A 26,194-nucleotide genomic window follows, 5' to 3' on the forward strand; every position below is an offset into this window, starting at 1 on the left:
GCCGGGGTGGCGGATCGGCTGCGCGCCGCCGGTCTGCTGGTCTTTGGCCCCTCCGAGGCGGCGGCACGGCTGGAAGCCTCCAAAAGCTTTACCAAGGAGGTTTGCGACGCGGCCCGGGCCCCCACTGCAGGTTACGGGCATTTCACCGAGGTCGAGGCGGCCAAGGCCTATGTGCGCAAGATGGGCGCCCCCATCGTGGTCAAGGCCGACGGGCTTGCGGCCGGCAAGGGCGTGATCGTCGCGATGGACGAGGCGACGGCGCTGTCGGCGCTTGACGACATGTTCGGCGGCGCCTTTGGCGGGGCCGGCGCCGAGGTGGTGATCGAGGAATTCATGGAGGGCGAAGAGGCCTCGCTGTTTGTGCTTTGTGATGGCACCGATGTGCTGTCGATCGGCTCGGCGCAGGACCACAAACGGGTGGGTGAAGGCGACACCGGGCCCAACACCGGCGGCATGGGCGCCTATTCTCCGGCTCCGGTGCTGAGCGCCGAAATCGAAGCCCGCGCCATGGCGGAGATCGTCCAGCCGACGATGCAGGTGATGGCCGACCGCGGCACGCCCTATCAGGGGGTTCTCTACGTCGGCCTGATGATCCAGGACGGCCAGCCGCGCCTGGTGGAATACAACGTGCGCTTTGGCGATCCCGAATGCCAGGTGCTGATGATGCGGCTGGGCGGACAGGTGCTGGACCTGCTGCAGGCCGCGGCCGAAGGACGGCTGAACGAGGCGCAGGTGAGCTGGGCCGATGATCACGCGATCACGGTTGTGATGGCGGCGGAAGGCTATCCGGGGAGCTATCAAAAAGGGTCCGAAATCAAAGGCCTGTCCGATCTGCCCGAGGACAGCATGAACATGGTCTTTCATGCCGGGACCAAGGCGGACAGCGGCCGGATCCTGGCCAATGGCGGGCGGGTTCTGAACGTGACCGCGCGCGGTGACAGCCTGCAAGAGGCCCGCGACCGCGCCTATGCAATGGTGGACCGGATCGACTGGCCCGAGGGGTTCGTGCGCCGCGATATCGGCTGGCGCGCGCTGTGACGGCGGGGCCCTTTCGACTGGGGCCCGACGACCCGGCGCTGGGGCAGGTCCTTGCCCTGATCCGGCGCTGCTTTGCCGATATGGATGGGCGGATTGATCCGCCCTCCTCGGTGCACCGGCTGACGCTGGAGACCCTTGCCGACCAGTGCAATCGCGGCGAGGTCTGGGCCATCGGCGCGCCCATCGTTGCCGCGGTCGTGCTGACACCGAAAGACCATTTGCTCAACCTCGGCAAGCTGGCGGTTGCGCCCGCCTGTCGCGGTCAGGGGCTGGCGCGCCGGCTTGTTGAACTGGCCGACGCCCGCGCCCGGGCGCGGGAGCTGCGCGCCCTGGTGCTGCAGGTGCGGGTGGAACTGGTGGAGAATCACCAGACCTTTGCGCGGCTGGGCTTTGTGCAGGTCGCCGCCACGGCGCATCCGGGGTTTGACCGGCCGACCTCGCTGACCCTGCAGCGCGCTTTGGCTGCCGCGCCCTGATCGCCGGCGTTGTCGCGTCTACGCGGCAGCCTGCAGCAGATCGGAACGCCGCAAGGTCGCCGAGCGGCCTCAGGGCGGCGTCTGCGGGCTGGACAGTTCCCGGCGGCAGTGGTCTCAACACAGGTGCAGATCCCATCACGAAAGCACCGCCGATGATTGTCCGCCACAAACCCGGTTTCCTGGAACTCCTGATTGCCACCCATGGCTCTGTCCTGCCCCGGATTCTGCCGCGCATCGCGGTGCTGACCGCGCTGGCGGCGCTGCTGGTCTGGGTCGATGTCGATATGATCGCCCTGCCCCATACCAATGCCGCGCCGTTTGCGGTCTTTGGCGTCGCACTCTCGCTGTTTCTGGGGTTTCGCAACAATGCCGCCTATGACCGCTGGTGGGAGGGGCGCAAGCTCTGGGGGCAACTGGTGGCCGATATGCGCGCCCTGGGGCGGGATGTGGCGCTGTTCCTGCCCGCGGAATACCAACGCCGCCCGCTGCGGCTTGCCCTCGCCTTCATCCACCTGCATCGCGCCAATCTGCGCCGCCTCAGCCAGGACGAGGCCGGCCACGCCTGGCTTGACGACGGCGACGACCTGCGCGCGGTGCCGCATCCGCCCTGCGCCGCGCTGGACCTGATGACCCGGCATATGGTCACGCATGCCCCGGACGGATTTGCCAAAAAGGCGCTGAGCGAGCGGATCGGCTCGATCACCCTGGCGCAGGCGGGCTGCGAACGGATCGCCGCGACGCCGCTGCCCTTTGTCTATTCGCTGCTGGTGTTTCGCACGACCTATCTGTACTGCCTGCTGTTCCCGTTTTCGCTGATCGAGGGCGCAGGCTGGATGACGCCGCTGTTCGTGGCCATCGTGGCATATGTGTTCTTTGGTCTCGCCGAAGTCACCGAGGAGCTGTCCAACCCCTTTGGCAAGACCGTCAACGGCCTGCCGCTGGACGCCATGTGCCGCACCATTGAAATCTCGCTCTTGACGCAAATGGGAGAAGACGCGCCCGCGCCGCTGCAACCCGACGGATACTACCTGAGCTGACGCCGCAAGCTAGAGCAGGTCGCAGGCCAGGGCCGCGTCAAGCCGGGTGGTCGCGTCAAAGGCGCCGATGTCGCGCTGCCGGATCACGCCTGCCTCAAGACGCGACACCATGATCCGCGACCAGTCGGCATTGACGGTGACAATCTCCGGCCCCGCGCCGCAATCGCGCAATCCGGATGTGATGAAATCCTGTCCGATCATATGGTTGGTCAGACCGGGCGCGGTGGCGACCTCTTCCAGCTTGCCGTAGTAGAACCGCCAGATCCGCAGGGTCTTGGCCAGGTGGGGCCGGTCGATATAGGCCAGCTCGATGTGGCCGTCACCGTCAAGATCGGCCGCCCCGATCGGCGCCAGCCACCGGTTGGTCTGGCCGATATGGGGCGTTTGCGCGATCTTGCGACCCTCGCCGTTGTAGACCGCCAGCTGGGCCCCCTCTCCGACCGCAGTTTCCACCACCACGACCTCGGGCGCGCCGTCGCCGGTCACATCCCAGAGCCGCGGCGCGAGATCCTCGAACACCCGGTCCTGGGGCAGATGCACCTCAACCAGCCGTGGCGGATCATCCTCCGCGCCGCGCTCGATCCGCAGACTGGCGTATTCGACCTTGTCGCCCAGAACCCCATGCGGATAGCGCGTCGTCTCGTCGCCAAAGCGGGCCGCGATGATCTCTGCCGCCGCCCCCTGCGCCAGCGCCGCCAGCGCCAGCCCCAGGCTCAACGCCTGCCTCGCACGGCGGGCGCAACGATGCGGGGCAGGAGCCAGCAGACGCCGTGCCACACCCCGCCGCCGCATCAGATCTGCTTTTCAGGCATATGCACGACCAGCCCGTCCAGGGCATCGGTCACCTTCAACTGGCAGGTCAGGCGCGAGCGGGCCGGGTCCGGCTCAAAGGCGAAATCCAGCATGTCCTCTTCCATGTCGTCCTTGCGCGGCAGCTTTTCGACCCAGTCCGGCGCGATATAGACATGGCAGGGCGAACAGGCGCAGGCGCCGCCACAATCCGCCTCGATGCCGGGGATATTGTTGTCGCGCGCACCTTCCATCACGGTCAGCCCGTTGGCCACGTCGACCACATGTTCTGTTCCGTTGTGCTCGATGTAGGTGATTTTAGCCATGATCCGTCTTCCCTTTTTCGGTACTCCGCCCTCGTGTGTAGCGGCCACGTCAGGGCCGTTCCAGCCCCATTTGCGACATCGCAGACGGGGCTTGATATTTCCCTAAGGAAATTCTTCTTTTGTTCCGGCTCTATGGCATCAGGGGCCAAAGGGCCGCCCGACGCCGCCTTTCTGCCAAGCTGTCTTTGCGCCGCTTCGGATTTCGGCTAGCATCGCGCGCAACCGGGACCGGCGAAAGATCCCGGAGCCTGAATTTTCGAGGAACCTGTCCGCGCCGATGTCCGCATTGCCTCCCCTGCCCTTCGGCCCTTCCAGCCTGGGTCTGCGCCCGCTGTCGTCCCGTCTGATCCGGATCAGGTCCCGGGTCGGACCGCAGGTGCGGCTGCGGGCGTTGGGCCCTTCATTGGCGCTGCTGTCGCTTCTGGCGGGCTGCGTGCCGCCGCCGCCGTTTGCCGGCGTCGGGCGCACCGCACCGCCGGGCGCGCCGCCGGGCACCTGTTGGGATACGGTCATTGTCCCCGCACGGGTGGAGACGGTGACCGACCAGGTGATGGTCGCCCCGGCGGTCAAAGCCACCGATGGCCGGGTGCTGGAGCCTGCGAAATTCACCAGCGAGACCCGGCAGGAAATCACCCGCCCGCGCGAGGAAACCTATTTCCAGACGCCCTGCCCGCATGCGCTCTCGCCGGATTACATCGCCTCGCTGCAACGGGCACTGGCGGCGCGCGGCACCTATAGTGGCGCGATCACCGGCGCGCTCAGCGCCGAGACACGGGCCGCGATCCGCGCCTATCAGACCCCGCTGGGGATCGACAGCGACACCTTGTCGCTGCGCGCGGCACGCAGCCTGGGGCTGAGCGCGGTCGAGCTGACCGAATGACATCTCTCCCGGCCGGCACAGTGGGCGGCACGGCGGGCGGCAGGCAGGCGCGACCGCTGTACATCGCATGAATTGCGGCTTATCCGACGGGCGTTTCCGGGTGTTTTCCCCTGTCGCCCTTGCGCAATGCACCCGCAAGGTTGCGCGACGTGGCGGCAACGCCTAAAAACTGCTCGACAACCTGTCTTTTTCAGCCTTGCCCCCGCCGGAGATTGCCCCATGGCCGTAGCGCCCCTTCCTGCCTCCAGCTTCCTTTCCGGAGCCTCGGACCGGCTCAGGGCCATGCTCGACAGCCAGGCCACCGATGTGCGTCTTGAGACCGGCGATGTTCTGTTTGAACGCGGCGACGAGGGCGATGCGCTTTATGCGATCATCTCTGGCGCCTTGGAGATTTCCACCCTGTCGGCCGCCGGGCGCAAGCTGTCGCTGGACATGATGCGTCCCGGAGCGATCTTTGGCGAGATCGCCATGTTCGACCCCGGTGAACGCACGGCCACAGCGATGGCGGCGGAACCCAGCCATCTGCGCCGCCTGCGTCACCGCGATGTCCTGGCCCAGCTGACCCGGCACCCGGAACTGGCCGGTGACATGCTGAAACTGGCCGGCCAGCGGATGCGCTGGATGAACACGCAGCTCAACGAACAGGTATTTCTGCCGATGCCGGTGCGGCTGGCGCGCAAACTGCTGTATCTCACGCCCGCCGATGGCAATGGCCAGCTGAGCCTGTCGCAATCGGAGCTGGCGGAATTTGTCGGCGCCACCCGCGAGGCGGTTTCCAAAACTCTGTCCAACTGGCGCAAGGCAGGTCTGATCGAGATCAGCCGTGGCGGGCTGTTGCTGAAGGACCGGGGCGGATTGGCCGTCCTGGCCGATCCCGAAGGCATCTAGCTGCCGGCCCATGCCGCCCGGTGCCGCCCCATGCTGCCCGGTGCCGCCCCGCAACCTTTTTTTGGAGGTCTCCTGCGAAAAACCGGTCTGAATGTGACCTCCTTCACAGTCATCGCCGCATCGGACTGGGATAACGGGCACAAGGCGGTCATTCTCCTGTCCATCCCAATGATCGTCCGTCCCTTCGGGAGCCATGTGTCTAACGACACATGGCTCTTTTGGTTTTTGCGGCCATTGCAGCCACAGCAGACGACGGCCGCCCCGGCCCGCCGCCCTGCCCGGACCGGGGATCATCGCGCAGACATGACAAAGGCCGACCCCAAGGTTGGGATCGGCCTGCTTGTGGGTTTCTCCGGCGCGGGACGCGCGGAGCGGTCTGGTTACTCGCCCAGGTTCAGCGCCACGAACCGGGGTTCCCCCGCGCGACGCACCATCAGGAACAGCGACTTACGTCCGGCGTCCTGAGCGGCCGAGATCTGCTCTTCGAGATCGGAGATCGACGCAAGCTTGGTTTGCCCCGCCTCGGTGATCACATCGCCGGCCCGCAGACCTTTTTCCCAGGCGCCGGAGGTTTCATCCACCGAAAGGATCACCAGACCCGCCGAGCCCGGTTCCAGGCCCAGTTCCTCGCGCATGTCGTCGCGCACGGCGCTGACGGTCAGGCCGAGCAGCTCTTTTTCCGTCTCGTCGGGGGCAAGTTTGTCGTCACCGGTCGCCGAGGTGTCGCCATCGACGGCATCCTCGCGCCGCCCCAGGGTGACCCGCAGGGTTTCGGTCTTGCCATCGCGGAACACCACCACGCGGACCGTCTTGCCCACATCGGTATCGCCGACGCGGCGGACCAGATCGCGGGTGTCCTTGACCTCGAACCCGTCAAAGCTGGTGATCACATCGCGCGCCAGCAGACCGGCCTCTTTGGCCGGGCCTTCGGGCACATCGGTGATCAGGACGCCTTCTTCCTTGGCCAGCCCGATGGCCTCGGCCAGATCATCGGTCACATCCTGGATGCGCACGCCAAGCCAGCCGCGGCGGGTCTCGCCGTATTCCTTCAGCTGGGCAACAACCTTGGTCACCACATTCGACGCCATCGAGAACCCGATCCCGATCGAGCCGCCGTTGGGCGACAGGATGGCGGTGTTCACACCGACCACATCGCCGTCCATGTTGAACAGCGGACCACCGGAGTTGCCGCGGTTGATGGCGGCATCGGTCTGGATGTAGTCGTCATAGGTGCCCGACAGCGCCCGGTTGCGGGCCGAAACGATCCCGGCAGAGAGCGAGAACCCCTGCCCCAGCGGGTTACCCATCGCGACAACCCAATCGCCGACGAGCGCCTTGTCGCTGTCGCCGAATTTCACGAATTTCAGCGGCATCGCGGCTTCGACCTTCAACAGCGCGATATCGGTGTTGGGATCGGTCCCCACCACGGTGGCCGGCAGCAGATCGGCCGGCTGGCCCGCCCCCGGGAAAAACTCGATCTCGATCTCGTCGGCGCCGTCGATCACGTGGTTGTTGGTGACGATATAGCCATCTTCGGAAATCACGAAACCCGACCCCAGCGCCGAGGACCGGCGGGGACGGTTGCCGCCACCATTGCGGTCCTGGAATTCGCGGAAGAAATCCTCGAAGGGGGAGCCTTCGGGCACAATCCCCTGCGGGCCGGTGCGCCCCTCGACCATGGTGGATGTGGTGATATTGACCACCGCCGGGCTGACCTTTTCCGCCAGGGGCGCGAGGCTTTCTGGCCGCGCGGTCGCCGCCAGCGATTGGATGACCAGAAAGGTGGTCCCCAGGACCGCAAGCCAGAACAGCCGCCAGCCGCCCTGTTCGGGTCTAAAAGCATCTGCCTTGATAGTTGAAGTTGAGTGCACGGACATACTCCTTGAATTGGCCTGTCAACTCTGTCTCCGCCCCACCCCTGTCACAAAGAAACAGGGCGAACCTCTGCCCCTGGCTTCTGTGCCGGAGGTTCACCGACAGGGGCGCTCGGGGATGGGCGACACTGTGCCCAATGTAATGTTTGCGCCGAAGGTCGCAATGGCCCATGCCGTCACCTCAATTCGACGTGAAGGCGAGTGAAGGCTTCGCGACCGCGACCCGGCTGCAACAGGCGGAAACCCGCCCATGGAGAGGCGCGACCCCGTCACCAGGAGAGCAACGGAGCCGCTAACCCGGCAACGGAGGAGGATCGCCAGGCTTCGGTGGAACTGATCTGCCGTTAGAACAATAGATCAAATCATCCGGAAAAAAAGTCCGCATCGGTGACACTCCGCCGCAGGACGCGCCGCCCCGCGCGACGGGCGCCATGACGGACAATACGCTGGCGGCGATGGAGGTCGGCGATACGGGACAACGCCCCAGATCGCTGCGACAGCGCCAAGGTCTCCTGCCACCCTGTCGTGCCACAAACGGAGGTTTGCACAGGAACGAAAAGCGTGGCTGTCAGCCATCGTCCGATTTGAAATAGCCCGGGCGCCACGACAGCCGACCGAAACAGATACGCAACCGGTCCCCCCAGGTGCGGCACCTGCGCATGTCACGCAGTATGTTGCGGTATTCGACGAAATTTATTGTCACCGGATTATTGGTTTCGACCTTCTCCGTCAGACCGTAGGTGACTGGCTCTTCCTCGTGCTGGAAGGTGCCGAACAATTTGTCCCAGACGATCAGGACGCCGCCAAAGTTCTTGTCGAGGTATGTGCGGTTCGACCCGTGATGGACCCGGTGAACCGACGGCGTGTTGAACACCTCGTCCAGCCAACCCAGCTTGTGGACCCGTTCGGTATGAATCCAGTGCTGATATTGTGCCACCAGAACAAGGCCAATAACCGCCTGAAACGGGTTGAACCCCAGCAGGATCATCGGGATCAGGAAGATCCACTCGAACAGACCCTCGACCCAGCTCAGCCGGAACCCGACCGTGAGATTGTAGTCTTCTGACGAGTGGTGAACGGAGTGGCTGGCCCAGAGAATGCGGCGTTCATGTTCGATCCGGTGTAGCCAGTAGTATGTGAAATCCGCCGCGACCAAGGCCAGCGACCATGACCACCACGCCATTGGAATGTCCCATGGCACTAGCCAATAAAATGGCAGCAGACCGATGAGACCGATGGAAGCAAAGACCGTTCCTTCCAGAACCTGACCAACGACAAAGATCGCGCAATTCGCCGCTGTATCTTTCCAGCGTCGTTCCTTTTTCGTCACCAGATCAAGGATCACCTCACCCACTGTGAGAGCGAGATTTATCAGGAACACCGCGCCGATGATGTCCAGAAAAGACGATGTCTCGAAGAGGGTGGTGAGGGTTTCGACACTCATGACGGAGCTCCAGAGGCGAACAGGAAGGGGTCAGCAGAACCGGCAAGTTTGTCCTTTTGCATTTTCAATGGCTCCTGCTCGTGATATCGATTCGATGAACGTTCGTTCACTTAATTACTGATGCACAGAATTGCGCGATAGGGTCAACATGGAAGACGACAGACCGGAACGAACCAACCGGGTGGAAACCACACGCGCCCGTCGCGCGCTTCTGGTCGAAACTGCCATCACGTGTTTTGTCGACCAGGGCATCGCCCGGACCGGCATGCGCGACATCGCGAAAAAGGCCGGGGTGAGCGTGGGAAACCTCTACAACCACTTTCCGGGACGTGACGACTTGATCGCCGAGATTGCAAAAATTGACGCGGCGGGCCTGTCGGAGGTGGTGGCACAGATCGCTGAATGCACCGACCCGCAAGAGGCAATTGACAGGTTTGTCAAAACCTACTTTGCCTATTGTGCGGACCCCGTTTCGGCCGTTCTGACGGTCGAGATCACATCAGAGGCCCTGCGCAACCCGGCCATTGAAGACCTTTTCAGCGGCAACCGGGCGATGCTTGTCGAAACGCTGGCAGCGGCGATTGCGGCGCAGGGGCAGACGAAGACCCCAGCCGACGTCAGCGCCGGTCTGGTTCTTGATACCATCGAGGGCTTTGCCCTGCGTGTGGGGCTGACCGGGAAAAAGCCTCGCAAGGGCGAGACAGAGGCCCTGATGTCCTTTGTCCGCCACGCGTTGACGGCAGAGGAGGACTGATATGGGCCGTTGGCTCATTCGGCTGGCTGTGCTGGCTGCCCTTGGTCTGATCGCTGTTGGGCTGGTCCTCACAGTATCGCGGATCGGCGATTTCGATCTGCCGCAGGCGGCGCAGCGGCCCGTGACGTTTACCCACGGCGATCACAGGCTTGACGGTACGCTGATCACCGCGTCTGAGGCGGGCGGGGTTGTGTTGCTGGTGCATGGAGACGGACCGCAGGACCGGTGGGCAGATGGCGGTTATCTGCCGCTCGTCAACACGTTGCTTGATGCGGGGATTTCAGTGTTCAGCTGGGACAAGCCGGGTGTCGGCGCCTCGACCGGCAACTGGCTGGACCAATCCATGCCGGACCGCGCAGGCGAAACCGCCGCCGCGCTTGCGGCACTGCGGCAGCTGCCGGGCATGGAGGATCGCCCCATCGGTCTGCTTGGGTTTTCGCAAGCGGGCTGGGTTCTGCCGCGTGTGCCGACGTTGACAGACGAGGCGTCGTTCCTGGTCCTGATGGGCGGCGCGATCAACTGGCAGGCCCAGGGCCGGTACGCCGCGATCCGCCGGATGCAGAACGACGGCCAGCCCCCTGCCGCGATCGAGGCAGAACTGGCCCGACAAGCGGTGGAAAACCGCGACTGGTTCGAGGGGAGCAGGACATATGAGGCCTATCTTGCGGCGCAACGTGCCGCTGGGCGGGCAGAGGCGCGGATCCTCTCCGAAGACAGGTTCCGGTTTGTCCGGAAAAACGCTCAGGAAGATGCCCGCGCCCCCATTGCCGAACTGACCCTGACGGTGCTGGTGATTTCCGGGGAGGAGGACCTGAACGCGGACGCACGGGACACGGTGTCGGTCTACAGGTCGCTGCTGAACGGCGTGCACCCGCGAAGCCAGTTTCACCTTGTGCCGAACGCCACGCACGCTCTGCTGTCGGCGGACCGGTACAACTATCAGCTGCCCGGGCAATGGCCACGCACGGCCCAGGCAAGGTTTATCCTGTCCGGCCGCAATGCATATGAAGGGGATGTACTGGAAATCGTGACAGGCTGGATCAACGATGTCGCCGGGCGGGCACCATGATATGGTGCGCCGCGCCGGTCCCCCAGACGGCGGGCCAGCCGGCGCGGCGGGCCTGGAATAGGGTCTTCTTAGGTCAGGGTCAGATCGCGGTTCAATCGCTTCATCGAGCCGACAAGATGGCGCAGCCAGCGGTGCATCGGCGAATGCTGCACCCGTTCGTGCCAAAGCTGGTAGAACCTGACCGGCGGATAGATGACGGGAGAGGCCACGATGGTCAGCGGCAGGATCGCTGCATAGTGCTCGGCAAAGCGGCGGGTCACGGTGAAGACAAGGTCGGTCCCCGGCACCAGATAGGGGGCCATCGAGAAATATCCGACCACCACGCAGCGATCCCGGGTCAGGTTGATTTCCGAAAGATAGGTCTCGACCACGCCACGATGGCGGATCGCATAGTCCCCCGGCGCGACATGGCCGGCCCCAAGGTAGTCCTGCAAGCTCGGCGGCTTTTTCGTGAAGGGGTGGTCCCGGTCCACGAGACAGACGAATTCGTCCTCGAACAGCGGTGACATCTTGAGATAGTCAGGCGGCGTCGGCCAGTTGGAAATCACGATATCCGCGGTGCCCGAGGCCAGCGCCCCCTCGAAGTCGAAATCGGGACCGAGCGCGCGGATCATCAGTTTCGCCAGCGGGGCCTGGCGACGGAACTCTTGCATGACGCCATTGAACATCATGGGCAGGATGTGGTCCGGCATCGCAATCGTGAAGGTGGCGCGACTGATCGAGGGATCGAAGTCGGTGGGGCTGACCAGCAGATGGTCGAGATCCTGCAGCATCCGCTTCGCGGCGGCGCGCAGATCATTGCCCCGCTCGGTCCGGACCATGCCGCCGCCGGACCGGACCAGTAGCGGATCCTGAAAGATCTCGCGCAGCTGTTTCAGAAGCAGGCTCGCCGCTGGTTGGGACAGGTTCAGTCGGCTCGCCGCACGGGTCACCGATTCTTCGTCCAGAAGGGTGATCAAGGCGTTCAGGAGATGGCCATTCAGGGGGTTTTGTTGCATTGGCGGTCCGCGGTGCAGCCTCTGTCAGCTCAGGGTGTCGCCAATAACACTATACGGAAATACGAATACCGCCACACTCCAAAGAGGCGGGAAAGGGTTCGACACGATCAGGCGCCCCTATGCGCCATGTTCGCGGCAAAGTGCGTTCATTTCCTGCCTGATTTTCGTGTTACTGAGGCACTTTCGCTCTGTTTTCGGGCATATCCAGCGGCATGCCCGCTGAAGGTGCAAGATGGCTCGCTGCGCAGAGCAGAAACGACTATCATCAAAACAGACGCAAAATCAACATGTTAACACCACATGCGCTGACGCCATTTCCACATCCCTTATAAGCACTATCAGCAGATTGAAATGTTGCAACCCGGGCGATTGCCATAAGCCATTCGATATGAATTCACGTCACATTTATGAGGAAACCAATATGCTCATCACGTTTCGATCCGCCTTGCTGGCGTCGGTGGCTTGCCTCGTGGGCGTCGCTGCATCGGCAGACAGCCTGCGCCTGATCACGCAAAGCGACCCAAGCCGCGCGCAGTATCCGGCAGAGATTGCCGCCCTTGACGCGCTGCAGGGCGACGGCTTTGCAGTCACCCGCAACGAATATCAGGCGCTGGGTGTCAACCTGGCCGACGGGCTGCGGCTGATCAGCTCCGGCGCCTTCGACATGGCAACGATCCAGGTCGGCAGCGTGGCAAAGGACGATCCGTTCCTCGAGGGCATCGACCTGATCGGCGTTTCGACCGACATGGGCGATCTCAAGGGCGCCGTCGATGCCTATCGCGACGTGTTCAATGCCCGGCTGGAGGAAAAGTTCGGCGTGACGGCGGCGGCGATCTGGCCTTTCGGCCCCCAGGTTTTTCTGTGCAATTCAGACATGACATCGCTGGCAGACCTCAAGGGGCTGAAGGTGCGGTCCTTCACCGCGTCGATGTCGACGCTATTGGAAAACCTCGGTGCGACGCCGGTCACGCTGTCCTTCCCCGAGGTCTATCCCGCGTTGCAGCGCGGTGTCGCCTCTTGCGGTGTGACCTCGCCGACCTCGTCGAACTCGGGCAAGTGGCCGGAGGTGACGACCCATCTCTACCCGCTCTCGGTGTCCGGCTCGGTGCAGGCGCATGTGGTCAATCTGGCCTGGCTGAACGGGCTGAGCGCCGAAGATCGGGCGGGCTTTGACAAGGCCATGGCCGCGATGGAAGCCGAACTCTGGAACGTTGCCACCTCCACCAATGACACCGCGCAGGCCTGTTCGACCGGTGGCGACTGCCCCGAGGACGGCATTTACACCTCATATGACATGACGTTGGTGCCGGTGTCGGATGACGACAAGGCCCAGGTGGCCGAGATCGCGGTGTCCAAGATCCTCCCGGAGTGGGCTGCGACCTGCGAATCCTCCTATCCCGGCTGCACGAGCATCTGGAATGAGACGGTCGGCGCCGCGCGCGGCCTGACCATCGAGTGACACGGGCCATGTTGGATCAGCCTTTGCTCCTGCACCGGCTTGAACAGATCGCCGCCATGCTCGCGCTCGGCGCGGGCGTGGCCATCGCGATCCTCGCCGTGCTGATCAGCGTGGATATCTTCGGGCGCGAGGTTCTGGCCGTTTCGATCCAGGGCACCGACGAGATCGGCGGCTATGTGCTGGCCTTTGTCGGCTCGCTCGGCATGTCGCTGACGCTTTTGCGCCGAGGACATCCCAGGATCGACCTCTTCTTCCGGTTCTTCCCGAAGACTGTGCAGGACATGCTGCATGTCCTCGCGCAGGCAACGATGGCGGGTTTTGCGATCTTTCTCGCCTGGCATGCGCTGGGGGAATTCCGCGAGACGCTGCGTTTCGGGTCGATCACCAACACGCCCCTGCAGACCCCGCTCTGGATCCCGCAAGTGGTCTGGGTTGCTGGCATGGGGTTCTTTGCCCTCACCGCCTGCGTGACCACCGCGCATGCTCTGCTGCTTCTGCTCACCAAACAGGCGGCGGTGTCGCGGGTCTACGGCCCGCCCACGGTCGATGAGGAAGTCGGCCACTACGTCGATATGGAAAGGACCGAAGATGCTCGGGATTGAAGGGGCGGCTCTGGGCTTTGGGCTGCTGTTGGTCTTGCTGGTGATCGGCCTGCATATTGCCTCGGCCCTGTTTCTGGTTTCTGTGCTGGGTGCCTATGTCTTTTTTGGCGATGCCATGCTGCGGCCCTTCGGGACCATGATGTGGGGCACGCTGAACAATTTCCTGCTGGTGGCAATCCCGCTGTTCGTGCTGATGGGTGAAATCCTTGTGCGGGGCGGTGTGACCGAACGGATGTATCGCGCGCTGGCCGACTGGACCCGGCCCCTCCCTGGCGGGCTTCTGCACACCAATATCGTGGCGTCGACCGTTTTCGCGGCAATCTCGGGCTCTTCGGTGGCGACGGCCGCCACCATCGGCACGGTCGCCTTTCCGACCTTCCGGCGCCAGAATTACGACGAGGCCTGGGTCGCAGGTAGCGTCGCCTCGGGCGCGACGCTCGGCATTCTGATCCCGCCCTCGATCAACCTGATCATTTATGGCGCGATCACCAATACCTCAATCGGCGCACTGTTCACCGCGGGCATCCTGCCGGGCCTCCTGCTTGCGGCGTCTTTCATGGGGCTGATCGTGATCGCGAGCCTTCTCAACCCGAAGATCGCGGGTCGCCCCGAGCGGCTTGCCCCCTGGGCCGAGCGGCGCAGCCGCCTTGTCGATCTGCTGCCGCCGATCTTGATATTCATCCTCGTCATGGGCTCGATCTATCTTGGGTTTGCCACCCCCACCGAGGCCGCAGGCGTCGGCGTCATCGCCGCCTTTGCGCTGACCGCCTTCTATCGGTCGCTGAACTGGCGGATGCTGCGCGAGGCGATGCTGTCGACGGTAACCACCACGGGGATGACGCTGTTGATCCTTGTCGCGGCCTTCTACCTGAACTTCATTCTCGGCGTTCTCGGGGTTCCCGGACAGGTCTCGAACTTCGTCGCTTCGCTCGATGTGGCACCGCTGACGATGATCCTTCTGCTGGTCGTGCTCTACATGGTGCTGGGGTGCTTCCTGGATGCGCTGGCGATGATGATCGCCACCATCCCGATCGTGCTGCCGGTGGTGACGCTACTGGGCTACGACAGCGTCTGGTTCGGGATCTTCCTCGTGTTGATGTGCGAGCTTGCGCTGATCACCCCGCCGGTGGGGATGAACCTCTATGTCACCCAAAGTGTGCGTGGACGCGGCCATGTCGGCACCGTGATCCTGGGGGTTCTGCCGTTTCTGGTTTGTATCCTGCTGGTTGTCGGCGTCATCTCGGTGTTCCCAGGGGTTCTGAACGGATAAAGTCCGAGCGCGCTTTCGCGATCTCGTCAAAGTGGCGAAGGCCCCAGTCGCTCAATCGCAGCAACTCTTTGCGCAAGGATTCCCCCAGCTGCGTAAGGGTGTACCCGACGCGTGGGGGCACCTCACCATAGTCGCGGCGGCTTACAAAGCCGTCCCGCTCCAACGCCCGAAGCGTTTGGGTGAGCATCTTTTGACTGATCCCCTCGGCAGCCCTCTTAAGCTCACCATTGCGCCGCTCTCCGTCAGCCAGACAGTGAACGAGGAGCAATTTCCACTTATCGGCCAAAAGTTCGATCAGTTGTCTTGACGGACAGTCTCTCGGAAACTGGATGGCCGGCATACAAAGGGTGTCGTTTTTCGCTGTGCCCATGCACGCCTCCGATCTTTTTGATAGGCACCAAAAGGTGCGTACTATCCTGCAAGTTATCAATGCCTGTATCGAGTTGAAAGGATCTCAGCCACAAGGAGAAATCATGATCAACGTCGCTATTATTTACCATTCCGGATACGGTCACACCGAACGGCTTGCACAATCGGTTGCGGTTGGCGTTCGCGACGGTGGCGCTGAGGCTGGTCTCTTTCGCGCCACGGAACTCGCCACACCGCAGAGCGAACATTGGACCACATTAAAAGCGGCGGATGCGCTCATTTTTGGCGCCCCCACTTACATGGGCGCCGCCTCTGCCGAGTTTAAGAAATTTGCCGATACGTCGTCTCACGTTTGGGCAAATCATGACTGGAAAGACAAATTGGCTGCAGGATTTACAAACTCAGGCTCAGTCGCCGGGGACAAATCGTCAACGCTGAACCAGATGTTCATCCTGGCCAGCCAGCATGGCATGATCTGGGTTCCGCCAGCGTTCAAGCCGGGTTTCAGCAAGTCCTCGCAGGAATATGACACCGCGATCAATCGCACAGGGTTTTACACCGGCGTAGGAACGCAATCGTTGGATGATCATGGTCCCGATCAATCACCCAACGCTGCCGACTTGGAAACCGGGCGACGTCTGGGAGAGCGCGTTGCGGTTGTAGCCCATCGCTGGACTGGAGCGCAGGCCGCCTGACCCCAGGCGTTCGGCAGCCCCCTGGCCTGCCGAACGCCTATGTCGCGCGCGACAAGCGGACAGGCCGACACCAATGGCTGCCCCGCTACATTTCCGAAAGCGATGACGAAACGTCGCGCAGCAATTTCGGCCGCCCAAGGTCTGCTGGGCGGGACCAAAGTGAGCTTTCTCGGCAGTCGCATAAACGACAGCTTTCAGGGAAGAGCGTAGGGCAGTTTTCATCGCTTTTCGGCGAGCGAAGGATCTTACCTCAAAAGGCCAAAATCCGGACGGGCGACCATTAGCCAAAGCAAAACAACGATAGCGGAGAACGCGGGAACTCCACAGGCAAACCAGATGCGATAGAGGCGGTTGTATCGCGGTGTCAGAGCGATGTTCTGTTCAACCGATATACGGGCCTCGTCCCGCATCTTGATCTGTATCCAGACAACCGGCAGCCAGAACAGCCCGATGAAGACATAAAGGGCCAGAGAAAGGGCCAGCCATCCCTCGGTGATGCTCCATCCAATGTGCTGCATCAACAGATACCCGGTGATCGGTTGCGCGATAGCGGCGGTGGCAGTGAAGATCGTATCGGCCACGACCACAACCGACGCCGTTTGCGCGACGAAGGACGGGTCGGATGTTTGGTGTGCCATCAGCATGAAGAATGCGATCCCGGAGCCCGTACCAATCAGAATACAGGCACCTAGTACATGCGCGACCCGTATAAACTCGACCCATTCCATCAGCGTGCCTCCAATGCGGCACGCGCCACAAGGGCCAGGATAATCGAAGGCACTACCTTAGCCAATGGGCCTAGTGGATCAACCCAAAGGGATGGCACCGTGACTGTCGAGGCCATGAGATAGAACAGGCTTACACCGACCGCCGCCCAACAGGCCGAAGGCGCATATCTACGAAAGGCAAATGCAGCGCCGATGGTGATATCGACAACCGCCCAAAAGAGCACGCTGCTGACAGCCAGGCTCCGAGCCCACCCCACATCTTCTAAAACCAGCGCGGCATCGCTGACCCGGGCAATTCCGACAATACCGGACGACAGCCAGAAGAGGCAAAGGCAAGCGATGATGACGGGCGAAAGCAGTGTCATTCGTGCAAACAAACGATCCTGCCCCCCAACCGGCATTGTTCCGAGGGTTTCGGCGAGTGACGAGAACGGAGGCAATCCAAACGTGCCTAGGTCTGTCGGCTTGGCCAGAACACCTTCAGACAGCACCTTCAGCGCAGTGGTGCGTAGCGGAGAACGCCACCCAAGCCACGACAGAGCGTCAGCAAATTTCGAAACAGAAAATACGCAAAACCCTGGCAAGGCGATCTCAAACTTTGCCGGAGAGAACCCAAGCCACTGACGCATCTGCGACACGACCTCACGAAGCGAATGGACCTCCGGCTCCACGAGGTCCAGGTCCATCCCGTCCGGGATCTGGCCTTCCATTGCCGCCACGACAGTCGAGGCCATATCGTCAAGCGATACAGTCTGAATCCTTACCTCTGGCGCGGCAATCGGTTGCACTAAGGGAAAGGCCGCCAGCAACCGAAGCATGGTCGTTCCACCATAGGCATTCGATGCAAGGACAAGGCCCGGGCGAAGGATGTGCCATTTGCCTCCGGCGGCCCTGATGGCTGCGTCGCCTCGGCCCTTGGATGCCAGGAAGGCCGTCGAGGCCTGCGGATCGGCACCCACCGCCGATATTTGGATCAAGGCGACCTCTTCAGAAGAACACGCCGCTGCAAGAGCCGCAACAGCATCGTGGTGAAGCGTTTCAAGATCATCGCCGGGGCCATCCTGCAAAGCCCCCGAACAGTTCACGACGGTCGAAAATCCGGTGATAATCCTGCGCCACTCGGCCTCGTCACACAGCGTGCTGACATCGTGTTCGATCCAAGGGATACCTGACAACACCCGCCGCGCCACCTGCATGTTTCGCCCGAGCCCTGTAACGCTGTAGCCTTCCGCGATCAGCCTCCTGGAAATGCCGTAGCCGATAAGACCGTAGGCGCCGATCACGAGGACGTCATTTGTCTGGTAAGTCACGTTGCGTGTTCCAAGATTGCATCGTCAAAAAATCAAATTTTGGCAAGGCGGACATTAGCTGCACCGCGGAACGCCGGCAAGTTGGGCTCGAAGCGGACTTGCGGCGGTGCAGAACGAAGTTTTTCGGGACCTACGACCGATAAGCGGGACGAAGCGCCATTTCGCAGCAGTTGTTCAAATGACGGCTTTGGGAAGCATCCAAGCTACTTGCCCCTCCTATTTTGCCGCTTCAACGACCGACACCCACAACGCAACCGTATTGTGGTCTTCAAGTTGAAGCATTCGCTGGTGGAGCTCCCATTCCCAAGGTCCCGGTCTGGATCGCGCGTTGCGCAAGGCTTGGTCAAATGCTCTGAGCGCTTTTTCTGGTTCTCCTACCTGAGACAGTGCTATCCCTCTTTCCATTTGGATGCGGCTACCCTTTGCTCGTTCTAGAGAAGAGAAACTCATCCAAGCACCCGCGGTAAGTGAAATATTGCAAAACCGAAGCTTCTTGGCGCCTTCATAACGATCATTCCGGCACGCTCCGGCCATCAATCCAGCTGTCATGCCGGTCAGCCACACACAAAAAAAGGCCGATATAAGGACAGCGTAAGCCCAATACTTAAACTTTTGTTTTTTCATACTCCTTGCTACCAAACGCCTAGCAAATGGAAAAGGCTTAATAAGCAGCCCTTCGTGCAACGCGCAGCATCGGTGCATTGGGCTCGAAGCGGTCATTGCGCCCCCAGACGGGTCGCGGGTCGCGCGTGCGCCATGTATTTTAGAACGCTTGGCATCGGGGGGGATCGTTCCGGCGCATTGACGGGCGGCGGGTGTGGCTGGGTTTCGGCGTGCCTGGCGCCGGGTGCGAAATGCAAAAGGCCGCCCCGTTGGAGCGGCCTTTGTTGGATCAGGCGGTTGGCGCGGGCTGCATTGAGACCGGTCCTGGCTTGACCGGTTAAACATTCCCAGCGGGTTCTGCCGCGCCCACGGCGGCCCCACCCGGCCAGGCGGATGGGGCCGCAGCGGTCGATTACTCGTCCGCCGCCGATGCGGCGCTGTCTGCCACCTTGCCGGTCGAGGACTTCAGATAGTTGAAGAACTCGCTGTCAGGCGACAGCACCAGCGAGGAGTTCCCCGCCTGCAAGGAGCGGGAGTAGGCGGTCAGGCTGCGATAGAATTCAAAGAATTCCGGGTCGCGACCATAGGCTTCGGCAAAGATGTTGTTGCGTTCCGCATCCGCTTCACCGCGAATGACCTCTGCCTCGCGCTCCGCTTCGGAGACCAACTCGACTTCGGTCCGGTCGGCAAGCGCCCGCACCCGCTGCGCGGCCTCGTCACCCCGAGCGATTTCATCCGCAGCTTCGCGTTCGCGTTCCGCCCGCATCCGCGAGAAGGTCGCCTCCAGGTTCGCCTGCGGCAGATCGGTGCGTTTCAGACGCACGTCAATCACCTCCAGCCCGAGCGTTTCGGCCTGGGTGATGGCGCCGTTGCGAATGCGCAGCATCAGCGCCGCCCGGTCCGACGACAGGATGTCGTTGGAGCTGACGGTGCCGAGCACCTCGCGCGTCTGGTCCCGCATGATGTTGTCGAGACGGGATTCGGCGGCGGCCACGTTGCCCCCACCGACCGCTTCGCGGAAGCGACGCACATCGGTGATCCGATAGCGTGCGAAGGCATCGACCACCAGGCGGCGATCGTCCAGCGGCGTGACTTCAAGCGGGCCGACTTCGAGGCTGAGAATACGGTCATCGTATTTCACCACGTCGTCGATGAAGGGCAGTTTGAACGCCAGACCCGGCGCTTCCTGCACGTTGACGACCCGGCCAAAGCGCATCACCAGCGCTTTTTCACGTTCGTCGACGATAAACAGCGACGACAGGCCCGCGATAACAAGTGCGGCCAGAAGGACCACAGAGATGATGGTACGGTTCATCAGTTGCCTCCCGAACGGCGAATTTCATTAAGCGGCAGGTAGGGCACAACGTCCTGACCACCAGCGCCACCGGCGGAACTGTCCAGGATGATCTTGTCGACCCGTCCCAGCACCTCTTCCATGGTTTCCAGATAGAGCCGTTTGCGGGTCACTTCCGGGGCCTTTTCATATTCTGTCAGAACGGCCGAGAAGCGAGAGGCCTCACCCTGGGCTTCGTTGACGACCTGGGCGCGATAGGCTTCAGCTTCTTCCAGTGTCTGCGCCGCTTGACCACGGGCCGAAGCCAGTTTGCGGTTGGCGTAGGCGTCGGCCTGCTTTTCCAGACGGTCACGTTCCTGTCCGGCGGATTGCACCTCGCGGAAGGCGTCCTTGACCGGCTCTGGCGGATCGGCACCGTCAAAGTTGATCCGGACCACGTTCACCCCGGAGCCGTAGCTGTCGAGGGTGGACTGGATCAGCTCGCCCAGACGTTGCGAGATCAGACCACGGTCGCGGTTGAGGATCGGCGCCAGTTCGGACTGGGCGATGATTTCCCGCATCGCCGATTCAGACACCGCCTGAATGGTCGCCTTGGGATCGCGCAGGTTGAACAGGTATTGATCGGGGGCGGTGATGTTCCAGACCACCTGGAAATCGACGTCGATGATGTTTTCATCACCGGTCAGCATCAGGCCCGCATCATTGCCGCGCGACCCCGCGCCGATGCTTTCGGTCTGTTCAACGCTGACGGGCACGATCTCGTAGCTGACCAGCGGCCAAGGCGCAAAGTTCAGACCCGGATCTCCCACGGCGGAGAACTCGCCGAGAAACAGTTCGACCGATTTTTCCTCGGTCTTGACGGTGTAAAAGCTGGCATACCCCCAGAGCAGTGCCGCCACGGCCGCACCGATTGCAACGCCGCCCTTGGTGAACAGCGGGTTGCCGCCGCCCGTACCGCCGCCACCGCCGGAGCCGCCACGACCACCGCCGCCGCGACCGCCCATCAGGACGCGCAGTTGTTCCTGGCCTTTTTTGACCAGCTCGTCGATTTCGGGGATCTGGTTGTCTTCGGGGCGACGTCCGCCACCCCCGCCATTACCGTTATTTCCCCGGTTGCCTCCGCCGCCGCCGGAAGAACCGCCGCCCCCCCAGGGGCCACCACTGTTCCCAGACATAAGTCTCCTATCCATATTCCTCCGCCGAACCGGCGGGTATTGTGTACTAACCTGTGGTCAGGGCGCTCGACAATCAAGCGCCAGCCCACGTCAAACAGCGTTGCTGCCTCAGAGAACCCGCACCGGGGTTTTCAGCGTCACCAATTCTTCCGACATGGTCGGGTGAACGGCTACAGTGCGATCAAAATCTTCTTTTGTCGCTCCCATTTTTATGGCAATTCCCGCCAGCTGGATCATCTCCCCCGCGCCGGGGGCGACAATGTGACAGCCCAGCACCTTGCGGGTGGCCTGGCTGACGATCAGCTTCATCAGAACCCGCTGGGCGCGTCCGGCAAAGCTTTGTTGCATTGGTTTGAAGGAGGTCGCATAGACCTCGATGGTTTCCTGCTGCGCGGCATCTTCCTCGGACAGACCGATGGTGCCCATTTCCGGCTGCGTGAAGATCGCGGTCGGGATCAGCTCGTGATCGGGGCTGGTCGGGTTGCCGTTGAACACCGTTTCGACAAAGGCCATGCCTTCGCGGATCGCAACCGGGGTCAGGTTCACCCGGTCGGTGACATCGCCGATGGCATAGACCGACGGCACCGCCGTCTGGCTGTAGGCGTCGACTTTGATTTCGCCGCCGCGACCGCGTTCGATCTCCAGCGCCTCCAGCCCAAGATCGTCGGCATTCGGTTTGCGGCCGGTGGCGAACATCACCTGATCAAACAGGCTTTCCTCGCCATTGGTCGCCTTGACCCGGATCTGGTCGCCTTCTTTGTGCAGTTCCAGCACATTGGTGCCCAGCTGGAGGTCAATGCCGGACTGGATCATCTCCTCGGCCACCAGGGTGCGGGCCTCGTCGTCAAAGCCGCGCAGGATCTGGGTGCCGCGGTAAAATTGCGTGGTCTTCACGCCCAGCCCGTTCATGATGCCCGCGAATTCCGACGCGATATAGCCGCCGCCGACGATCAGGATGCTGTCGGGCAGCCTGTCGAGGTGGAACATCTCGTTCGATGTAATCGCCAGTTCGGAGCCAGGGAAGTCCGGCACCCAGGGGCGTCCACCGGTGGCGATCAGGATATGTTTTGCGGTCTTGCGGGCACCGTCGGACAGTTCGACCGTATGGGCATCCACCAGCTTGGCCCGCGCATCAAAGCTCTGGACACCGGAGTTTTTCAGCAGATTGCGGTAGATCCCTTCGAGCCGGTCCAGCTCAGCGTTGAGCTTGCTCTTGAAGTGATCCCAGTCAAAGCCCTTGTTTTCCAGATCCCAGCCATAGGCCCGGCCATCTTCGACCATGCCCGCGTATTCGGAGGCAAAGACCATCAATTTCTTTGGTACGCAGCCCCGGATCACGCAGGTGCCGCCATAGCGGTCTTCTTCGGCCAGGGCGACCGACGCGCCCCCCGCTGCCGCGACCCGCGCCGCCCGGACGCCGCCGGATCCACCCCCAATGACAAAGAGATCGTAGTCAAAGCTCATTTCTGTCGCCCTTCTTTGGTCTTGCGCGAGGTATCACACAGCGCGCCGTGAATTGCCAGTCTCGCAAGTGGGAAGCGCAGGGCGTGATTGAAATCTCCCATCACGGGATTGTCGCAAATGCGTGACGGCGGCGTGAAGGCGCGCGGGACGGCATTGCCGCGCGGCGCGCGGCGCTGGGGGACCACCAGGAGGGCACAGAAGGAACGGGGCACGGTTTGCGCTGCGCGCGGTCTGCGCCCCTCCTCCCCCGCTGGGTCGGCGACGGTCGACAGGGCGCTAGTCGCTCAGGTCCTTGAACAGGTTGTCGGTTTCGACAAAATCGATGCGGTCGGTTTCAATGGTGCCTTCGTTGATATCGCGCACTTCGACCCGCCCATCGCCATAACCGATCACCACCGTGTCGCAGATATCAATAAAAAGCCCATTGTCCACGACGCCCGGAATCTGGTTGAGAATCAGCGCCAGCTGCCGCGGATTGCCGATGCGCACCAGATGCAGATCGAGGACATGATTGCCTTCGTCGGCGATATAGGGCGACGAATGGCTCATCCGCAGGGTCGAGGTCCGCCCCATCACATCCATCGAGATCAGCGTCTCCTCGACCAGCGCCTGGGTGGTCTGCCAGCCAAAGGGCACCACTTCGATCGGCAGGGGAAAGGCGCCGAGGCTTTCGACCTCCTTGGCCTTGTCGGCAATCACCACCATCTGGTCCGAGGCAGCGGCGACGATTTTCTCCTGCAACAGGGCACCGCCGCCGCCTTTGATCAGGTTCAGATCGCGGTCGAATTCATCCGCGCCATCAATGGTCAGGTCCAGCCAGCGCGCCTCATCAAGCGACAGCACCTCTATCCCGACCTCCCGCGCCAGCTGTGCGGTGCGGGCCGAGGTCGGGACGCCCGAGAAGCGCAACCCGTCCTCGCGCACCATCTCGCCCAGGCAACGCACCAGCCAGGCGGCGGTGGAGCCGGTGCCAAGACCAACCCGCATACCATCCTCGACCATGTCGGCGGCACGTTTCGCGGCCACGAACTTGGCCTTGTCGATAGGGGATAGCTCTCCGCTCATGGCGTCTGACACTCCGGAAGTTGTGAGAGGCGCAAGGCCGGACCCTGCGGTTTACCGCGACCATAGATGTTTTGCCCGCCCCCGGCGAGGGCCGAATGGGGGTGGCGCGGCGCGGGCCGCAGGCCCGCGCCGCGCCGGTCGCTTCGGGCAAAGCCCGAAGCGAAACACCTCTGATCCGGGCCAAGATCGGGGGTTGGAACCAACGTGGATTTCTCTAGGGTGGCAGGCGCGCGTTTCCTATCGGAAACGTCGCAATTGAACCTCTTCTCTGGCCGCCACTGCCGTAGGATCGCCCCATGACCCTGCCCTATCGCCTTCACTATGCTCCGGACAATGCCTCGCTGATCGTGCGCCTGGCGCTGGAAGAGCTGCGCCTGCCCTACAGCACCGTGCTGGTTGACCGAAGCGCGCAGGCACAGCGCAGCCCCGCCTATCTGCGTCTCAATCCCAATGGCACCATTCCGGTGCTCGAAACCCCGGAGGGGGTTCTGTTTGAAACCGCAGCTATCCTGTTGTGGCTGGCGGACCGGAAGGATCGCCCCGATCGGGGCGGGCGTCTTGCCCCTGCGCCCGAGGCCGCCGGGCGCGGCACATTCCTGACCTGGCTGTTCTGGACCTCCAACACCCTGCACATGGATCTGCGCGGCTACTTCTATCCGGAGAAACTGATCGGCGACGACGCGGCCGATCAGGCCAAGCTGCGGCAGGTGCTGCGGGGCCGCCTGCGCGCCGACCTTGTCATTCTGGAACACGCCCTGCAGAGTACCCCCGGACTGGCCGGCGCGGAGTCTGCCACCCTGCTGGATCTTTACCTGCCCTGCCTGATGCGCTGGTGCCAGCTTTATGCCAACCCGCCCCGCGCCGACGGGTCGACCGCCGCCGACGCCGAGCGCTGGTTCGACCTTGCAGTCCATCCCGCGCTTCTTGCGGTCTGTCAAAAGGCCGAGACCCGCGCCAGCACCAAAGCCGCCCAGCAGGCCGAAGGTCTGGGGCCGACGCCCTTTTCCAACCCTGTTCTCGCCACGCCTCCAGAAGGATCCGCCACCTAGATGTTTCTCTCCGTCTTTGACATGTTCAAGGTGGGCATTGGCCCCTCCTCCTCGCACACCATGGGACCAATGGTGGCTGCTGCGCGTTTTCTCGACATGATGCGCGCCTCGCCCTTCGCCTTCCGCGGCCTGCGCGTCTCGCTGCACGGCTCGCTGGCCTTCACCGGGGTTGGTCATGCCACCGACCGCGCCGCCATCCTTGGCCTCGCAGGTTTCCGCCCCGACACCTATGACAGCGAAAAGGCCGAGGCGGTGCTGGCCGAGATTACCAGGACGGGCCGGATCACGCTGGAGGATCTCGGTTCGCTGCAATTCGATCCCAAGGCCGATCTGGTCTTTGACTACGACCACACCCTGTCCGGCCACGCCAACGGCATGGTGCTGATGGCCACCGATGGCCAGGGCGACGTCACCCTGCGGCAGGTGTTCTATTCGGTGGGCGGAGGCTTCGTGCTGACCGAAGAAGAGCTGGCCCAGGGCAAGGCAACGGACGACGGAGCCCCGGTGCCCTACCCGTTCAAATCCGCCGTGGAAATGCTCGACATGGCCGCGTCCTCCGGCCTGACCATCGCCCAGATGAAACGCGCCAACGAGGTTTCGCGCGGCTGCGAACAAAGCCTCGCGCGGGGCACCGCCCGCCTGTGGCAGGTGATGAACGACTGCATCAACCGTGGGCTGGAGCGGGATGGCATCCTGCCCGGCGGCCTCAAAGTGCGCCGCCGCGCCAAGGGCATCCACGACGCGCTGCTGGCCGAACGCGGGCTGAACCAGAGCGCGCCGCACACGATCAACGACTGGATGAGCGTCTATGCCATGGCGGTGAACGAGGAAAACGCCGCCGGCGGTCAGGTGGTCACCGCCCCCACCAACGGCGCGGCCGGGGTGTTGCCGGCGGTGCTGCGCTATTATCTGGACCACGTGCCGGGGGCGTCCGAGCGCCAGATCGAAGACTTCCTGCTGACCGCCGCCGCCATAGGCGGACTGGTCAAATACAACGCTTCGATCTCCGGTGCCGAGGCAGGGTGCCAGGCCGAGGTAGGCTCTGCTGCCGCAATGGCCGCGGCCGGGCTCTGCGCTGTCATGGGCGGCAGCGTCGTGCAGGTCGAGAACGCCGCCGAAATTGCGCTGGAACATCACCTCGGGATGACCTGTGACCCTGTCAAGGGGCTGGTGCAGGTGCCTTGCATCGAACGCAACGGCCTTGGCGCGATCAAGGCCGTCTCGGCGGCCTCTCTCGCGCTGCGCGGCGACGGTCGCCACTTTGTGCCGCTGGACGCCGTGATCGAGACAATGCGCCAGACCGGTGCTGACATGCACGAGAACTACAAGGAAACATCGCTTGGCGGGCTGGCCGTGAACGTGCCCAATTGCTGAGCGCGCCCCCCCGCCGCAGTCCGGCAGCTTGACATCCACATAGACTTCCATTGATCGGCCCGCGGCAGGGATCTGCCTTTGAGCGGGCGCGCTCCCGCCCGACTGCGCCGCTTTGAAAAGCGGCCCCTCCGGTTGGGCCCGGCGCGGCGCGCGCCCCGCAGGGG

At 62.8% G+C, this 26,194-nt stretch carries 26 protein-coding genes; 13 read left to right on the forward strand and 13 right to left on the reverse strand.

All coding sequences use genetic code 11. The annotated features are described in order from the left end of the window. The 3 genes from purD to TRIHO_RS09590 all read left to right on the forward strand — a co-directional run. Window positions 1-1,038, forward strand: a 1,038-nt coding sequence (gene purD, locus TRIHO_RS09580; protein ID WP_068242446.1) for a phosphoribosylamine--glycine ligase, incomplete at its 5' end; no start/stop codon positions are given. Continuing rightward, on the forward strand, window positions 1,035-1,514 hold the full coding sequence (locus TRIHO_RS09585; RefSeq protein ID WP_232367754.1) for a GNAT family N-acetyltransferase: 480 nt from the start codon (window positions 1,035-1,037) through the stop codon (window positions 1,512-1,514). The genes purD and TRIHO_RS09585, both read left to right, overlap by 4 nt. 152 nt (window positions 1,515-1,666) lie before the next feature. Next, complete coding sequence (locus TRIHO_RS09590; RefSeq protein WP_068242449.1) at window positions 1,667-2,551, forward strand: bestrophin family protein; 885 nt, start codon at window positions 1,667-1,669, stop codon at window positions 2,549-2,551. Between the two features lie 9 nt (window positions 2,552-2,560). Here TRIHO_RS09590 and TRIHO_RS09595 read toward each other — a convergent pair whose 3' ends face one another. Both TRIHO_RS09595 and TRIHO_RS09600 read right to left on the reverse strand, forming a co-directional pair. Further along, window positions 2,561-3,268, reverse strand: coding sequence for an FG-GAP repeat domain-containing protein (locus TRIHO_RS09595; protein ID WP_068242513.1), 708 nt, complete (start codon window positions 3,266-3,268; stop codon window positions 2,561-2,563). A gap of 74 nt (window positions 3,269-3,342) precedes the next feature. After that, window positions 3,343-3,666, reverse strand: a complete 324-nt coding sequence (locus TRIHO_RS09600) for a 2Fe-2S iron-sulfur cluster-binding protein (RefSeq protein ID WP_068242451.1) — start codon at window positions 3,664-3,666, stop codon at window positions 3,343-3,345. Between the two features lie 277 nt (window positions 3,667-3,943). Here TRIHO_RS09600 and TRIHO_RS09605 point away from each other — a divergent pair, with 277 nt between their 5' ends. Together TRIHO_RS09605 and TRIHO_RS09610 are read left to right on the forward strand one after the other, a co-directional pair. Next, the gene (locus TRIHO_RS09605) at window positions 3,944-4,546 is read left to right on the forward strand and encodes a peptidoglycan-binding domain-containing protein (protein WP_165595901.1); all 603 of its coding nucleotides are present in this window, start codon (window positions 3,944-3,946) and stop codon (window positions 4,544-4,546) included. Window positions 4,547-4,765: 219 nt separating this feature from the next. After that, window positions 4,766-5,434: a Crp/Fnr family transcriptional regulator gene (locus TRIHO_RS09610; RefSeq protein WP_068242454.1), complete on the forward strand. Its 669-nt coding sequence runs from the start codon at window positions 4,766-4,768 to the stop codon at window positions 5,432-5,434. Between the two features lie 380 nt (window positions 5,435-5,814). On the opposite strand, the gene TRIHO_RS09615 is transcribed toward TRIHO_RS09610, so the two are convergent. Beyond that, window positions 5,815-7,311 carry a Do family serine endopeptidase gene (locus TRIHO_RS09615; protein ID WP_068242457.1) on the reverse strand — a complete coding sequence of 499 codons (1,497 nt, stop codon included), beginning with the start codon at window positions 7,309-7,311 and terminating at the stop codon, window positions 5,815-5,817. Between the two features lie 565 nt (window positions 7,312-7,876). Beyond that, on the reverse strand, window positions 7,877-8,752 hold the full coding sequence (locus TRIHO_RS09620; protein WP_068242460.1) for a sterol desaturase family protein: 876 nt from the start codon (window positions 8,750-8,752) through the stop codon (window positions 7,877-7,879). A gap of 148 nt (window positions 8,753-8,900) precedes the next feature. Here TRIHO_RS09620 and TRIHO_RS09625 point away from each other — a divergent pair, with 148 nt between their 5' ends. Both TRIHO_RS09625 and TRIHO_RS09630 read left to right on the forward strand, forming a co-directional pair. After that, window positions 8,901-9,506, forward strand: coding sequence for a TetR/AcrR family transcriptional regulator (locus TRIHO_RS09625; protein WP_068242463.1), 606 nt, complete (start codon window positions 8,901-8,903; stop codon window positions 9,504-9,506). A 1-nt stretch (window position 9,507) separates the two neighbouring features. Then, the gene (locus TRIHO_RS09630) at window positions 9,508-10,575 is read left to right on the forward strand and encodes an alpha/beta hydrolase family protein (protein WP_068242466.1); all 1,068 of its coding nucleotides are present in this window, start codon (window positions 9,508-9,510) and stop codon (window positions 10,573-10,575) included. Window positions 10,576-10,643: 68 nt separating this feature from the next. Here the strand turns inward: TRIHO_RS09630 and TRIHO_RS09635 are convergent, their stop codons facing one another. Continuing rightward, on the reverse strand, window positions 10,644-11,573 hold the full coding sequence (locus tag TRIHO_RS09635; protein WP_068242469.1) for a LysR family transcriptional regulator: 930 nt from the start codon (window positions 11,571-11,573) through the stop codon (window positions 10,644-10,646). A 421-nt stretch (window positions 11,574-11,994) separates the two neighbouring features. Here TRIHO_RS09635 and TRIHO_RS09640 point away from each other — a divergent pair, with 421 nt between their 5' ends. From TRIHO_RS09640 to TRIHO_RS09650, 3 genes are read left to right on the forward strand one after another with little or no spacing between them, the layout of a single operon-like run. Beyond that, window positions 11,995-13,032: a TRAP transporter substrate-binding protein gene (locus TRIHO_RS09640; protein WP_068242519.1), complete on the forward strand. Its 1,038-nt coding sequence runs from the start codon at window positions 11,995-11,997 to the stop codon at window positions 13,030-13,032. Window positions 13,033-13,040: 8 nt separating this feature from the next. Next, window positions 13,041-13,634: a TRAP transporter small permease gene (locus TRIHO_RS09645; protein WP_068242472.1), complete on the forward strand. Its 594-nt coding sequence runs from the start codon at window positions 13,041-13,043 to the stop codon at window positions 13,632-13,634. Then, complete coding sequence (locus TRIHO_RS09650; protein WP_068242475.1) at window positions 13,621-14,904, forward strand: TRAP transporter large permease; 1,284 nt, start codon at window positions 13,621-13,623, stop codon at window positions 14,902-14,904. Before TRIHO_RS09645 ends, TRIHO_RS09650 begins: the two co-directional genes overlap by 14 nt. On the opposite strand, the gene TRIHO_RS23235 is transcribed toward TRIHO_RS09650, so the two are convergent. Beyond that, on the reverse strand, window positions 14,870-15,274 hold the full coding sequence (locus TRIHO_RS23235; RefSeq protein ID WP_332307214.1) for a winged helix-turn-helix transcriptional regulator: 405 nt from the start codon (window positions 15,272-15,274) through the stop codon (window positions 14,870-14,872). The two genes, TRIHO_RS09650 and TRIHO_RS23235, sit on opposite strands and share 35 nt — an antisense overlap. Between TRIHO_RS23235 and TRIHO_RS09660 the strand changes: the two genes are divergently transcribed. Further along, window positions 15,234-15,968, forward strand: coding sequence for a flavodoxin family protein (locus TRIHO_RS09660; RefSeq protein ID WP_232367755.1), 735 nt, complete (start codon window positions 15,234-15,236; stop codon window positions 15,966-15,968). The genes TRIHO_RS23235 and TRIHO_RS09660 overlap by 41 nt on opposite strands. Window positions 15,969-16,213: 245 nt before the next feature. On the opposite strand, the gene TRIHO_RS09665 is transcribed toward TRIHO_RS09660, so the two are convergent. From TRIHO_RS09665 to rpiA, 7 genes are all read right to left on the reverse strand, one after another. After that, window positions 16,214-16,696 carry a DUF2269 family protein gene (locus TRIHO_RS09665; RefSeq protein WP_082705090.1) on the reverse strand — a complete coding sequence of 161 codons (483 nt, stop codon included), beginning with the start codon at window positions 16,694-16,696 and terminating at the stop codon, window positions 16,214-16,216. Next, window positions 16,696-18,006 (reverse strand): SDR family oxidoreductase, encoded by a 1,311-nt coding sequence (locus TRIHO_RS09670; RefSeq protein ID WP_068242487.1) that lies wholly within the window; start codon window positions 18,004-18,006, stop codon window positions 16,696-16,698. Before TRIHO_RS09670 ends, TRIHO_RS09665 begins: the two co-directional genes overlap by 1 nt. A 216-nt stretch (window positions 18,007-18,222) precedes the next feature. Continuing rightward, on the reverse strand, window positions 18,223-18,630 hold the full coding sequence (locus TRIHO_RS23705; RefSeq protein WP_131811193.1) for a hypothetical protein: 408 nt from the start codon (window positions 18,628-18,630) through the stop codon (window positions 18,223-18,225). Window positions 18,631-19,021: 391 nt separating this feature from the next. Next, window positions 19,022-19,924, reverse strand: coding sequence for a protease modulator HflC (gene hflC, locus TRIHO_RS09675; RefSeq protein WP_068242491.1), 903 nt, complete (start codon window positions 19,922-19,924; stop codon window positions 19,022-19,024). Beyond that, complete coding sequence (gene hflK / locus TRIHO_RS09680; protein WP_068242494.1) at window positions 19,924-21,078, reverse strand: FtsH protease activity modulator HflK; 1,155 nt, start codon at window positions 21,076-21,078, stop codon at window positions 19,924-19,926. Before hflK ends, hflC begins: the two co-directional genes overlap by 1 nt. Before the next feature lie 108 nt (window positions 21,079-21,186). Then, complete coding sequence (gor, locus tag TRIHO_RS09685) at window positions 21,187-22,542, reverse strand: glutathione-disulfide reductase (RefSeq protein WP_068242497.1); 1,356 nt, start codon at window positions 22,540-22,542, stop codon at window positions 21,187-21,189. A 276-nt stretch (window positions 22,543-22,818) separates the two neighbouring features. Then, window positions 22,819-23,607 (reverse strand): ribose-5-phosphate isomerase RpiA, encoded by a 789-nt coding sequence (gene rpiA / locus TRIHO_RS09695; protein WP_068242503.1) that lies wholly within the window; start codon window positions 23,605-23,607, stop codon window positions 22,819-22,821. A 296-nt stretch (window positions 23,608-23,903) separates the two neighbouring features. On the opposite strand from rpiA, the gene TRIHO_RS09700 reads away from it, so the two are divergent. Both TRIHO_RS09700 and TRIHO_RS09705 read left to right on the forward strand, forming a co-directional pair. Next, window positions 23,904-24,656 (forward strand): glutathione S-transferase family protein, encoded by a 753-nt coding sequence (locus TRIHO_RS09700; protein ID WP_068242506.1) that lies wholly within the window; start codon window positions 23,904-23,906, stop codon window positions 24,654-24,656. After that, the gene (locus TRIHO_RS09705; protein ID WP_068242508.1) at window positions 24,657-26,030 is read left to right on the forward strand and encodes an L-serine ammonia-lyase; all 1,374 of its coding nucleotides are present in this window, start codon (window positions 24,657-24,659) and stop codon (window positions 26,028-26,030) included. Window positions 26,031-26,194 lie beyond the last annotated feature (164 nt).

Origin of the sequence: Tritonibacter horizontis (assembly GCF_001518015.1) — a bacterium.
Taxonomy (GTDB): Bacteria; Pseudomonadota; Alphaproteobacteria; order Rhodobacterales; family Rhodobacteraceae; genus Epibacterium; species Epibacterium horizontis.